We start from the raw sequence: 11,488 nt of genomic DNA, 5'->3' as shown, positions 1-11,488 counted from the left end.
GACGCCCACCGAAGAACCCCTCAGATCAGCCCCTGCCGCATCGCGTACGCCACCGCGTGCGAGCGGTTGCGCAGCTGCAGCCGGGTGATGACCGCGTGCAGCACGTTCTTGATGGTCCGCTCCGAGTACGAGAGCTTCGCCGCGATGTCCGCGGTGTCGTACCCCTCCGCCACCAGCCGCAGCACGTCCACCTCGCGCGCCGCGAGGCCCGTGAAGTGCAGGCCGCGCGGGCCGAGGACCTGGCCCTGGAGCCGGCCCACCTCCTCCAGGAGCCGTCCCACCAGGTCGGACGGCAGATGGCCCGCGCCCTTCGCGACCGTGCCGATGACGTGCACCAGGTGCTCCGGGGTCGCCTCCGCCCGGCGGATCACCCCGGCGACCCCGCACTCCGCCGCGCTCACCAGCTTCTGTTCGTCGATGTCGGTCGTCACCAGGACCGGGCGCGAGGTACTGGTGCGCCGGATGTGCCGCAGCAGCCGCAGCACGTCCTCGTCGACCGTGTCCACCACCAGGACCACGACCTCGGGTGCCGGGTCGGCGGTCTCGCTCCATTCCGTCACGCTGATCTCGGGCCGTGCGCGTAACTGACTCGTCACCCCGGCCTGCGAGATCGGGTCCTGTGCGCGCAGTGCCACAGCCGTCCGTTCCATGGTCAAGCTCCCCCCGGGCGAGCGGCGGCCCACGCGGTGTCGCACGGGCCCCCTGGATACCGTCATGAGACATCAACAACCCTTGTCCCACTGGTAGTTCGGCGCACGGGAGATGCCCTGACAGTCCGTCAAGAAAACTGAATCGTTGATTCGGGCACGGAATCTGCCCGAAAGTGTTCCTCCTCTGACGATGCTGTGGAGAAGACCGGAACCTACGGTGCGCCCATGAGTCTTACGGCAAGCCTCGACGCATCGCACGTCACCGCCGTACCGGGCGAAGAGACGAGCCTCCCTCTTCAGGTGCGCAACTCCGGGACCACCGTGGAGGAGTACCGCTTCGAGGTGGCCGGAGCCTGTGCCGCCTGGACGACGGTGGAACCGGCGACCCTCTCGCTCTATCCCGGCAGCACGGAGACCGTCTCCGTCACCTTCCGGCCGCCCCGGGACCCCTCCGTCCCGGCGGGCGAGACGCCCTTCGGGATCCGCGTGGTCCCCACCAGCGACCACACCGAACCCGTCGTCCCGGAAGGCCGGGTGGCGGTTGCGCCGTTCACCGAGGTCACCGCCGAACTGGTGCCCAGGGGCTCGCACGGCGTGCTGCGCGGCCGCCACAAGATCGCGGTCGACAACCGGGGCAACGCCCCGCTCGCCGTCGCGCTCTCCGCCCGCTCCGGCACCGAACGCGCCGGGATCACCTTCACCCGGCCCGAGCTGACCGTCGAACCGGGCCGCGCCGCCTTCGCCGAACTGCGCGTCAAGCCCGCCAAGCGCCTGTGGCGCGGCACCCCGGTCGTCCACACCTTCCAGGCCGTCGTCGCGCCGCCCGCGCCCGACGGCGAGGAACCGGCCGCTCCGGTCGTGCTCGACGGCTCCTACCAGCAGGAAGCGATCCTGCCGCGCTGGCTGCCGCGCGCCCTCGTCCTCGCCTGCGTCCTCGCCCTGATCCTCACCGGATTCTGGTACGGGATGCTCCGGCCCGCCGTGAAGTCGGCGGCCCGCGAGGCGATCACGCCCGAGGTCATCGCCTCCGCGACCTCCGGACCCGACCAGGGCGGCGGGCAGACGGACGGCCAGACGGGCGGCGGCTCCGGAGGCGGCGCCACGACCGCGCCGCCCCTCGCCCCGACCCCGACACCCACCCCCACCCCGACGGCGAGCGCCAAGCCGAGCGCCAAGCCGAGCGCGAAGGCCACCGCCAAGCCGCTGCCCGCGCCCGTGCCGACCAGCGCCCAGGTACAGGTCAGAGACGGTGTGGGCGGCGGATCCAGGAGCGGTACGGCGCTGACCGTGCCGACCGGGAAGACCTTCCGGCTCACCGACATCGTGGTCCAGAACCCGCAGGGCGACGCCGGCACCGTCGTCGTCACGGTCGACCGGGGGGCCCGCGTCCTGACCCTGGCCCTGGAGAACTTCCGCGACTCCGACTACCACTTCGTCACCCCGATCATGGTGCCCGCCGGCGGCGAGGTGACGATGACCGTCGACTGCCGCAAGGTCGGCCGACCGGTCAACGCCCCCGCGCCCAGCCGGTGCGCCGAGTCCCTCTTCCTCGGCGGCACCCTGCAGTAGGCCACGCCCTGACCCCGCTCACGCCGCCGGCGGGGCCTCTTCCTCCTCGGCGCCCGCCTCCGCCGCCCGCTGCACGAACGAGCCCTGCACGTCGGCCGGTTGCTCGTCCTCGTCCTCCGTCGCGGCCCGCTGCACGGCGGGCGCGGCGGAGACGGGGGCGGCTGCGGCGGGAGCCGCGGGGGCGGGGGCGGCGGCCGGTTCCGCCAGCACCCGCTCCGCGTTCGCCACGGCCTCCCGCTCGAAGCGGTCGGAGGGGTCGCTCACCCGGATCCCGCCCGGCGCCTCGGTGCCCTCCACCGGCCCGCTGCGCTGCTGGATCACATGGGTCAGCTCGTGCGCCAGTGTCGTCCGCCCCTGCGGCGAGGCCGGGTCGTACGCCTCGCGCTGGAACACGACGTCGTTCCCGACCGTGTACGCGTGCGCGCCGATGCCCTTCGCGGAGGCGTCCGCGGCGGCGTCGGTGTGGATGCGTACGTCGGAGAAGTCGGCGCCCATCCGGGCCTCCATGTCGCCGCGGGTCGCGGCGTCGAGCGGCTGCCCGCCGCCCGAGGCCAGCACGTCGTGCACGGGCGAGCGCGCGCCCTCCTCCGCCGCGGCCCCGCCCTCCGGCTCCGCGCCCCGGCGGCGCTGGACCATCGCCCCGACGGCCCCGTTGCCCACGGCCCGCTGGAGCGCGCCGAGCCCGGACGCCCCCACGACGTCGGTGCGCCCCGCCGCGGCGGCCTCGAAGAGCCGCGCCGCACCGGGGCCGCCGTCCTGCGCCCGGTCGTCCCGGAGCCGCTCGTCCCCGGCGTGCCCGGGGCCGTGCTCCTGGCGGTGGTCGTGTCCGTGCTCCTGGTCGTGCTCGTGCTCGTACGCACTCATCGGCAGCTCCCCGAACGGTCCCCGAAGACGTCCCTCCCGGGGCCGCGGCCCGGCCCCGGACCCCCAGCCTCCCCACCCTCCCGTGCCCCGTCCAGGCCGGTCCCCGGCCGCCGGGGGCACGAACCGCTGCCCCTTCGCGCAGTGCCCCGACGCGTCCGCGGACATCGCCCGGGTGGGGTGCGCCCGCGGGGCCGTCACCCGGCCGTCGTGCGGACCAGCGGGTTGTGGCCGATCGCGTTGTGGACGGAGAAGCTGACGGCGTCCGGGCGGTAGCGGTCGTCGGACCACTCCACCGGCCGGCCGTCGTGGGTGGTCGTGACGCGGCGGACGCGCAGCAGCGGGCTGGTGCGGCGGACGGTGAGGAGCGCGGCGTCCCGGGCGCCGGCGGAGACCGCGTCGATGACGTGCTCGCCGTGGGCGAAGACCAGGCCCGTCTCGTCGTAGAGGCGCTGGGTGACCGACGCGCAGTCGGGGTCGAGGAGTTCGACCGCGGGGGAGATCCAGTCGGCGTAGACGGTGCGTTCCACGAGGACCGGCTCGCCGTCGAGGCCGCGCAGGCGCAGCACGTTGAGCAGCGGGACGCCCTCGGCGAGGTGGAGCCGGGCGGCGTCCTCCGGGGTGGCCGGGCGGTACTCCTGCGCGACGACCCGTCCGGTGGCCTCGCGGCCCATCGACTGCGCCCACTGGGCGAAGCTGCGCAGCTCGGCGAAGCTCTGGCTGCGGCGGCCGGCCAGGACCACCCGCCGGGCGCCCTGCCGGGAGCCGATCAGCCCCTCGGAGGTCAGCGCGGCGACGGCCTGGCGGACGGTTCCGCGCGAGACGCCGTACTGGGCGGCGAGGTCGGTCTCGGCGGGGAGCCGGGACCCGACCGGGTACTCCTCGCGCCGGATCGCCTGCCGCAGCTCCGCGGCGATCTGCTCGTGGCGCGCGCTCATCGCTGCTCCCCCTTCTCCGTGTGCCGTGTGCCGTGTGGGCAGGGAAGCCCGTGTGCACAGGAGCATCAGCCTAGTTGAACGTGTCAGTGGCTGGAAAGCGACGCCAATGTGCAGGGAATCGCGGGAATCCATTCCCGTGTCGTTCACCTTCGCGTCACCGACACCGGGCGTACTGAGGCCGACTTGTTCAGACAAGTTGAACCCTCGACCCTCCATGGAGATGCCGTGCCCGTCCCCGCGCACCTTCCGAGAAACGCCGTCCTCGGCGGTTCCCTCGCCCTCGTCGCCGCCCTCGCGCTCACCGCCTGCGGCGCCGCCCCCGAGCCCGCCGGCACCACCGCCGACGGCAAGAACGCCGCCTCCGCCACCTCCGCCGCCGACTTCGGCGGCATGGACGCGCTCGTCGCCGCGGCCAAGAAGGAAGGCACGCTCCACGCCATCGCGCTGCCCCGCGACTGGGCCAACTACGGCGCCCTCATCGACGGCTTCCAGCAGAAGTACGGCATCAAGGTCGAGGTGGAGAACCCGGACGCCTCCAGCCAGGACGAGATCAACGCCGTCACCTCCCGCAAGGGCCAGGACCGCGCCCCCGACGTCCTCGACCTGGGCAGCTCCTTCGCCCTCAGCGCCGCCCAGCAGGGCCTGCTCGCCCCGTACAAGGTGACCGCCTGGAGCGACATCCCCGAGGGCCAGAAGGACCCGGAGGGCCGCTGGTACAACGACTACGGCGGCTACGTCTCCATCGGCTGCGACGCCAAGCGCGTCAAGAACTGCCCCACCACCTTCAAGGACCTCCTCAAGCCCGAGTACAAGGGCCAGGTCGCCCTCAACGGCAACCCCACCAAGTCCGGCTCCGCCTTCGCCGGCGTCTTCGCCGCCTCCCTCGCCCAGGGCGGCTCCTTCGACGACATCCAGCCGGGCATCGACTTCTTCGCCCAGCTGAAGAAGAACGGCAACTTCACGCCCGTCGAGTCCACCCCGGCCACCGTCGAGAAGGGCGAGACGCCCATCAGCATCGACTGGGACTACCTGAACGCCGGCTACGCCCAGGAGTTCACCTCCAAGGGCCTCGACTGGAAGGTCGCCGTCCCCACCGACGGCCGCTACGCCCAGTACTACTCGCAGGCGATCAACAAGGACGCCCCGCACCCCGCGGCCGCCCGCCTGTGGCAGGAGTACCTCTACAGCGCCGAGGCCCAGAACCTCTGGCTCAAGGGCTTCGCCCGCCCCGTCCTGATGCCCGCCATGGACAAGGCCGGCACCCTCGACCAGGCCGCCGCCCTGAAGCTGCCCGCCGTCTCCGGCGTCCCGGCCTTCCCGGCCGAGGCCCAGCAGGCCAAGGCCAAGACGGTCCTCGCCGAGGGCTGGGGCAAGGCCGTCGCCGGATGACGGCCACCGCCACCGTCGCCGTCGCCGCCGGGCAGACCCCTGCCCGGCGGCGCGGCCGCCGCGCCCCCGCCTGGCTCGCCGCCGTCCCCCTGCTCGCCTTCACCGCGATCGCCTTCGGCGTCCCCGCCGTCGCCATGCTCGGCGGTGCCCTCACCGTCGACGACCCGGCCACCGGCGCGAGCGCGTACGGCACCGGGAACCTGACCGCCTCCCTCCAGGGCGCCTACCTCACCGCCCTCCTCGGCAGCGTCGAGCTCTCCGCGACCGCCGCCGTCCTCGCCGCCGTCCTCGGACTGCCGCTCGCGCAGGCCGTCGTCACCTCCCGGTCCCGCGCGCTGCGCGAGGCCGTGCTGACCGCCTCCGGCGTCCTCGCCAACTTCGGCGGCGTCCCGCTCGCCTTCGCCTTCGTCGCCACCCTCGGCAACTCCGGCGTCCTCACCCGGCAGTGGGGGCTCACCGAGAAGGGCTGGAGCCTGTACAGCTTCTGGGGCCTGGTCCTCGTCTACCTGTACTTCCTCGTCCCGCTCATGGTCCTCACCATCACCCCGGCCCTCGACGGCCTGCGCACCCAGTGGCGCGAGGCGGCCCGCAACAACGGCGCCACCACCCTCCAGTACTGGCGGCACGTCGCCCTGCCCGTCCTGACCCCGAGCCTCCTCGGCGGGTTCGTGCTGCTCTTCGGCAGCGCCTTCGCCGCGTACGCCACCGCCGCCGCGATGGTCGGCAGCGCCGTCCCGCTCGTCACCCTCCAGATCTCCGACGCCCTCTCCGGAAACGTCCTCGTCGGCCAGGAGAACGTCGCCCTCGCCCTCAGCCTCGACATGGTCGTCGTCGCCGGACTCGTCATGGCCGTCTACCTGCCCCTGCAACGCCGGAGCTCGCGATGGCTCACCTGAACCGCCCCACCGCCGCCTGGCGCCCCCTGGTCCTCGGCCTCGCCGGGCTCTACTTCCTGGTGCCGCTCGCCGCCTCCGTGATCTTCACCGTCGACGTGCCGGAACACGGCCTCACCCTCGACGCCTACACGAAGATCATCGGCACCGAGGGCTTCCTCACCAGCCTGCTCCTCTCGCTCGGGCTCGCCGCCGTCACCATCGCCGTCGTCCTCCTGCTCGTCGTCCCCGCCATGGTGGCCCTGCGGCTCGGCGCGCCCCGGCTGCGCCCGCTCGTCGAGGCGGTCTGCTCCCTGCCCCTGGTCGTCCCGCCCATCGCCTTCGTCGCCGGCATCGGGACCGTCCTGAAGTGGGGCCCCGAGCACCTGTCCCGCACCCCCCTGTTCCAGACCTTCGTGGCCCTGCAGAACCCGGACTTCCCCCTCGTCCTGGTCCTCGCGTACGTCGTGATGGCACTGCCCTTCACCTACCGGGCCCTCGACGCGGGCCTGCGGGCCGTCGACGTCCGCACCCTCGTCGAGGCCGCCCGCAGCTGCGGCGCCGGACCCGCGCGCGCCCTGGTCACGGCCGTGCTGCCGAACCTGCGCGGCGCGCTGATGAACGCGGCCTTCCTCACCCTGGCCCTGGTCCTCGGCGAGTACACCGTCGCCCAGCTGCTCGGCTTCCGGCCCTTCGCCGTCTGGATCGTCAACATCTCCGGCTCCCAGGCCCAGATGTCCGTGGCCGTCTCCGTCCTCAGCCTCCTCGTCACCTGGGTGCTGCTCCTCGCCCTCGCCGGGGCGGGCGGCCGTCCACCCGGCACCCGCCGCACCCGGACCCGCACCGCCAAGGGAACACCATGACCGCGACCCTCACCGCCGCCACCGACCGCGCCGCCGCCACCGAGGCCGCGACCGTCGAATTCCGCTCCCTGCGCAGGCGGTTCGGGAGCACCACCGCCCTCGACGGGCTCGACCTGACCGTCGCCCCCGGCGAACTCCTGGCGCTCCTCGGCCCCTCAGGCTGCGGCAAGACGACCGCCCTGCGCATGCTCGCCGGCTTCGAGACCCCCGACTCCGGCGCGGTGCTCGTCGACGGCCGCGACATCACCCGCGTACCGGCCCACCGCCGCGACGCGGGCATGGTCTTCCAGTCGTACAGCCTCTTCCCCCACCTCGACTGCGTCGACAACGTCGCCTTCGGCCCCCGCATGCGCAAGACCGGCAAGGCGGACCGCCGCAGGCAGGCGCGGGAACTCCTCGAACTCGTCGGCCTCGGCGACAAGGGCGGCAGCTACCCCCACCAGCTGTCCGGCGGCCAGCAGCAGCGCGTCGCCCTCGCCCGCGCCCTCGCGCTCCGCCCCCGCGTCCTCCTCCTCGACGAACCGCTGTCGGCGCTCGACGCCAAGGTCCGCCTCACCCTGCGCGACGAGATCCGCCGCATCCAGCGCGAACTCGGCATCACCACAATCTTCGTGACACACGATCAGGAGGAGGCGCTGTCCATGGCCGACCGGGTCGCGGTGATGCGCGCCGGCCGCCTCGAACAGTGCGCCCCGCCCGCCGAGCTGTACGGCCGCCCGGCGACCGCCTTCGTCGCCGAGTTCGTCGGCACCATGAGCCGGATCCCCGGGCACCTCGACGGCAGCACCGTCGAGGTGCTCGGCAGCCGGCTGCCCGTCGACGGCGAGGCCCCCGCGGCCCGCGAGGTCGACGTGCTCGTCCGCCCCGAGGACCTGCGGGTCACCACGGACGGCGCGTGCTCGGCGCGGGTCGTCGCGACGGCCTTCCTCGGGGCCACCACCCGGCTCACCGTGCGGCTCGCCGACGCCACCGAGGTCAAGGCGGACCTGCCCACGCACGAGGCCGCCGCGCTCTCGGCCGGCGACGCCGTGACGGTGACCCCGCGCGAACGCCCGGTCCTCGTCGCGGCCCGCGCCGGCGCCTGACCCTGACCACCGCGGCCCGCCCGACCCGTACCACCAGCCACAGAAAGCGAACAGCGTGACCACCGAACTCCCCCTGCAAGCCGTCCTCTTCGACATGGACGGCACGCTCGTCGACACCGAGGGCCTGTGGTGGGAGGCGGTGGAACAGGTGGCGGGCCGCCCGCTGACCGAGGCCGACCGTCCCCACGTCCTCGGCCGTCCGGTCGAGCACACGGCGGCCTGGCTGGCCACGGCGGCGGACCGGGCGGCCTCCGCCGACGCGCTCGCGGCGGCGCTGCACCGCGAGTTCGCCGACCGGGTCCGGGCCGAGGTCGTGCCACGCCCCGGCGCGCTCGCCCTGCTCGCCGCGCTCGCCCGCGACGGGGTGCCGACCGCCCTCGTCACGGCCTCGCCACGGGCGGTCGCCGACCTCGTGGTCGACGCCCTCGGGGCGCTCGGCGCACCGGGGTTCACGGTCTCGGTCACCGCGGACGACACCCCCCGCACCAAGCCCGAGCCGGCTCCGTACCTCGCCGCCTGCGCCGCCCTCGGCGTCGCCCCCGCGCGCTGCGTCGCCGTCGAGGACACCCCCACCGGCGTCGCCTCGGCGGAGGCGGCGGGCTGCGCGGTCCTCGCGGTCCCTTCGGTCACCCCGATCGCGGCGGCACCGGGCCGTACCGTCCTGGACGGACTCACGGAGGTCACCCCGGAGCGACTGCGGGAGATGGCGGCCCGCCGCCTCGCCGTCATGACCTGGAACCTGTGGCTCGGCGGCGCCCGGGTCGAGGACGCCCGGGCGAAGCAGCTCGCGGTGATCCGCGACTCCGGCGCGGACGTCGTGGGCCTCCAGGAGACCGCGGGCACCGCGGCCCAGGAGCTCGCCGAGGCGCTCGGCTGGCACCACCACCGGGCCGGCGAGAACCTGGGCGTGCTCAGCCGTCACCCGATCACCGCCCGCCTCGGCGACCCGGACGTCGGCTTCTACGGCGCGTCCGGCGTCCGCCTCCGGATCGCCGACGGCCACGAGGTGGACGTCTGGACCGCCCACCTGCACTCCACCCCGTACGGCCCGTACGAGGCGGACCTCGACGGCCTGCCGGCCGAGGAGCTGATCGCCCACGAGTCCGTCCGCGTGGCCCAGATGCGGGACGCGCTCGACCGGATCGCCGGGGCGGCGGGGGAGGAGCGCCCGGTCGTGCTCGTCGGCGACTTCAACGCGCCCTCGCACCTGGACCGGCCCGACGTGGCCTGGCCGGTGACGCGGGCGGCGGAGGACGCCGGATTCCACGACAGCTACCGGGCGGCCCACCCCGATCCCGTACGCGCACCGGGCCACACCTGGTCGCCGATCCACCCCGTCCACCCGGAACAGGGCCCCCACTCCGGCCGCCCGGAGCCGCAGGACCGCATCGACTACGTCCTGCACAACGCCCGGGGCCTGCGCGTCCTCGACTCCCGCACGCTGGTGACGGGCACTCCGGCTCCCTGGCCGGACGTCGCGGCGAACGAGTGGCCGTCCGACCACGCGGCGGTGGTGACGACCTTCGCCTACTGACCTCGGAAGGCGTCCCTGGCCTCGGAAGGCGTCCCTGGCCTCGGAAAGCGTTGTGCCCCACACCCCGAAGGGTGTGGGGCACCGGAGGATCGGGAGTCCAACGACCAGTCGGCCCCTCCCTCCGTGGTTCCCACCGTAGTGGGCGCCCGCCCCCGGGAAGCCCGATTCCGTGCCTTCATGACCGGATCGAGTGACGGCGGGCGGGCTCGCTGACGCAGGGGCGCGGTCAGGCGGAGAACGATCCGGCGCCGCCGGGCACATGGGTGCCGTGACCGGGCTGGACGACCACCGACGGGCCGACGCAGAACGGGTTGCCGTAGATCCGTACCGGGCCGTCCGTCTGGTTGTTCAGCACGTGCGCGACCGTGGGCAGCCGCTGGCAGCCGGACGGGTCCCGGTAGACGTCCAGCGGCTGGACCTCGGTGGAGAAGACGACGACGTCGCCGGTGGCGGCCTGGGCGGAGCCGGCCGGGCCGAGCACCGCGCTCGCGGCGACCAGGGAGATCAGAACTGCTCGTGTACGCATGGGACATCCTCGGCACAGAAGATCCCGCATCGGCGCGGGCTCGCACCACAGCTACCGGGCCGCCCCGGCCAAGATCCACTTCAGCCGGGTGGTTTCACTCTCCTGGATGAGCGGAACCCGCCGGCAGGAGTCCGTCCTTGACGTCTCCCGTCGCCGGCGGTTCAGGCGTGGTGCTGGACGACGCCCCGGGTGGAGAAGGGGACCGGGTCGCCGGTGGTGAAGTCGCCGGGCGGGATGCCCGGGTGGTGGCCCTGCTCCGCCTCGGGGTGGTCGTCGGCGGTGTTGAGGGTGAGGCGGGAGACGATGCGGTAGCGGTCGCCCCGGTAGAGGGAGTGGACGTACTCCACCGCGCGGCCCCGGCTGTCGGTGGTGAGGCGCTCGAAGAGCAGGGCGGGGGAGAGCTCCGGGACGTCGAGGAGGTCGGCCTCGGCGCGGGTGACGACGGTGGGCTCGATGGACTGGACGGCCTCGCTGACCCGGACGCCGTGGCGGTCGCGGAGGTGCTCGTACAGGTCGCCCTGTTCGAGCTCCTCGCTGGTCAGGCCGGGAGCGAGGTCGGCCCGGACGTGGAGGTGCTCGATGGCCATGGGGGAGCCGTCCACGAGCCGGAGGCGGGCGACGTAGAGGATCTCGGCTGCGGGGGAGATCCGCAGCTTGCGGCTGACGCGCGCGCCCGCCGGGAGGGTGCGGAATTCGAGGAGTCGACTGGTCCACACGCCGCCGGCCTGCGGGAGGCTGAAGGCGTTGCGGTCGGAGACCAGCTCCTGGGTGATCTTCTCCGCCGCGACGAACATGCCCCGGCCGTGCTCGCGGACCAGCAGACCCGCGACGACCAGTTCGTCCACGGCCGCGCGCAGGGTGGGGCGTGACACGCCCAGCTCGGCGCAGAGGGCGCGCTCGGACGGGATGGCGTCGCCGGGGCGCCTCGCCTCGATGAGCTCGCGGATCGCGTCGCGGACCCGCTCGCGCTTGAGCATCGCGCCGGAGGCTGCCGCGTCGATCTCCATGGGGCTCTCGTTCGTCGTCGGGACGTTGTGTTCGCTGGTCAACCATAACTGGTCTACTGGTCAGCTTTCAACGATGCCCACGGGTCCGGCGCTCTGCTCGCTCTTTCCCGGAAGCCGGGCGAAATGCGGGCTGTGTTACGGGGGTTGACGGCGACATTGGTCCATGCCACCTTCATCTCGCGTCAACTGGTAAA

General features: G+C 73.7%; 11 protein-coding genes. 6 read left to right on the top strand and 5 right to left on the bottom strand.

Features of this window, described 5'->3' with window-relative positions; all coding sequences use genetic code 11:
• Nucleotides 1-20: 20 nt before the first annotated feature.
• Entirely contained in the window at nucleotides 21-650 is a 630-nt protein-coding gene (locus AB0E19_RS10755) for a response regulator transcription factor (protein ID WP_362176511.1), read from the bottom strand.
• A gap of 225 nt (nucleotides 651-875) precedes the next feature.
• Here AB0E19_RS10755 and AB0E19_RS10750 point away from each other — a divergent pair, with 225 nt between their 5' ends.
• Nucleotides 876-2,219 carry a hypothetical protein gene (locus AB0E19_RS10750; RefSeq protein WP_362176508.1) on the top strand — a complete coding sequence of 448 codons (1,344 nt, stop codon included), beginning with the start codon at nucleotides 876-878 and terminating at the stop codon, nucleotides 2,217-2,219.
• Nucleotides 2,220-2,237: 18 nt separating this feature from the next.
• On the opposite strand, the gene AB0E19_RS10745 is transcribed toward AB0E19_RS10750, so the two are convergent.
• The gene (locus AB0E19_RS10745; RefSeq protein ID WP_362176506.1) at nucleotides 2,238-3,083 is read right to left on the bottom strand and encodes a DUF4157 domain-containing protein; all 846 of its coding nucleotides are present in this window, start codon (nucleotides 3,081-3,083) and stop codon (nucleotides 2,238-2,240) included.
• A 194-nt stretch (nucleotides 3,084-3,277) separates the two neighbouring features.
• Nucleotides 3,278-4,018: a GntR family transcriptional regulator gene (locus AB0E19_RS10740; RefSeq protein WP_362176503.1), complete on the bottom strand. Its 741-nt coding sequence runs from the start codon at nucleotides 4,016-4,018 to the stop codon at nucleotides 3,278-3,280.
• Between the two features lie 225 nt (nucleotides 4,019-4,243).
• On the opposite strand from AB0E19_RS10740, the gene AB0E19_RS10735 reads away from it, so the two are divergent.
• The 5 genes from AB0E19_RS10735 to AB0E19_RS10715 are packed head-to-tail and all read left to right on the top strand — an operon-like array spanning nucleotide 4,244 to nucleotide 9,761.
• Nucleotides 4,244-5,407: an extracellular solute-binding protein gene (locus AB0E19_RS10735; RefSeq protein WP_362176500.1), complete on the top strand. Its 1,164-nt coding sequence runs from the start codon at nucleotides 4,244-4,246 to the stop codon at nucleotides 5,405-5,407.
• Nucleotides 5,404-6,303: an ABC transporter permease subunit gene (locus tag AB0E19_RS10730; RefSeq protein ID WP_362176497.1), complete on the top strand. Its 900-nt coding sequence runs from the start codon at nucleotides 5,404-5,406 to the stop codon at nucleotides 6,301-6,303. The genes AB0E19_RS10735 and AB0E19_RS10730 overlap by 4 nt, the downstream gene beginning before the upstream one ends.
• Nucleotides 6,291-7,142, top strand: coding sequence for an ABC transporter permease subunit (locus AB0E19_RS10725; protein WP_362176494.1), 852 nt, complete (start codon nucleotides 6,291-6,293; stop codon nucleotides 7,140-7,142). Before AB0E19_RS10730 ends, AB0E19_RS10725 begins: the two co-directional genes overlap by 13 nt.
• Nucleotides 7,139-8,227, top strand: coding sequence for an ABC transporter ATP-binding protein (locus tag AB0E19_RS10720; RefSeq protein WP_362176491.1), 1,089 nt, complete (start codon nucleotides 7,139-7,141; stop codon nucleotides 8,225-8,227). Before AB0E19_RS10725 ends, AB0E19_RS10720 begins: the two co-directional genes overlap by 4 nt.
• Nucleotides 8,228-8,282: 55 nt before the next feature.
• Nucleotides 8,283-9,761, top strand: coding sequence for an HAD-IA family hydrolase (locus tag AB0E19_RS10715; RefSeq protein ID WP_362176488.1), 1,479 nt, complete (start codon nucleotides 8,283-8,285; stop codon nucleotides 9,759-9,761).
• Between the two features lie 226 nt (nucleotides 9,762-9,987).
• Here AB0E19_RS10715 and AB0E19_RS10710 read toward each other — a convergent pair whose 3' ends face one another.
• Together AB0E19_RS10710 and AB0E19_RS10705 are read right to left on the bottom strand one after the other, a co-directional pair.
• Nucleotides 9,988-10,287: a hypothetical protein gene (locus tag AB0E19_RS10710; protein ID WP_362176485.1), complete on the bottom strand. Its 300-nt coding sequence runs from the start codon at nucleotides 10,285-10,287 to the stop codon at nucleotides 9,988-9,990.
• A gap of 161 nt (nucleotides 10,288-10,448) precedes the next feature.
• A complete protein-coding gene (locus tag AB0E19_RS10705) occupies nucleotides 10,449-11,294 on the bottom strand; it encodes a GntR family transcriptional regulator (protein ID WP_362176611.1) in 846 nt (281 codons plus the stop codon).
• Nucleotides 11,295-11,488: the final 194 nt, after the last annotated feature.

Origin of the sequence: Streptomyces sp. NPDC047974 (genome assembly GCF_040653375.1) — a bacterium.
GTDB lineage: Bacteria > Actinomycetota > Actinomycetes > Streptomycetales > Streptomycetaceae > Streptomyces.
Note: the sequence above shows the minus strand (reverse complement) of the source record. Positions and strands in the feature narration are given on the sequence as shown.

Excerpts from the sequence above, each read along its gene's own strand:
- AB0E19_RS10730 (WP_362176497.1), top strand. The coding sequence starts at position 5,404 with ATGACGGCCACCGCCACCGTCGCCGTCGCCGCCGGGCAGACCCCTGCC.
- AB0E19_RS10750 (WP_362176508.1), top strand. The coding sequence starts at position 876 with ATGAGTCTTACGGCAAGCCTCGACGCATCGCACGTCACCGCCGTACCG.
- AB0E19_RS10705 (WP_362176611.1), bottom strand. The coding sequence starts at position 11,294 with ATGGAGATCGACGCGGCAGCCTCCGGCGCGATGCTCAAGCGCGAGCGG.
- AB0E19_RS10720 (WP_362176491.1), top strand. The coding sequence starts at position 7,139 with ATGACCGCGACCCTCACCGCCGCCACCGACCGCGCCGCCGCCACCGAG.
- AB0E19_RS10725 (WP_362176494.1), top strand. The coding sequence starts at position 6,291 with ATGGCTCACCTGAACCGCCCCACCGCCGCCTGGCGCCCCCTGGTCCTC.
- AB0E19_RS10740 (WP_362176503.1), bottom strand. The coding sequence starts at position 4,018 with ATGAGCGCGCGCCACGAGCAGATCGCCGCGGAGCTGCGGCAGGCGATC.
- AB0E19_RS10710 (WP_362176485.1), bottom strand. The coding sequence starts at position 10,287 with ATGCGTACACGAGCAGTTCTGATCTCCCTGGTCGCCGCGAGCGCGGTG.
- AB0E19_RS10745 (WP_362176506.1), bottom strand. The coding sequence starts at position 3,083 with ATGAGTGCGTACGAGCACGAGCACGACCAGGAGCACGGACACGACCAC.
- AB0E19_RS10755 (WP_362176511.1), bottom strand. The coding sequence starts at position 650 with ATGGAACGGACGGCTGTGGCACTGCGCGCACAGGACCCGATCTCGCAG.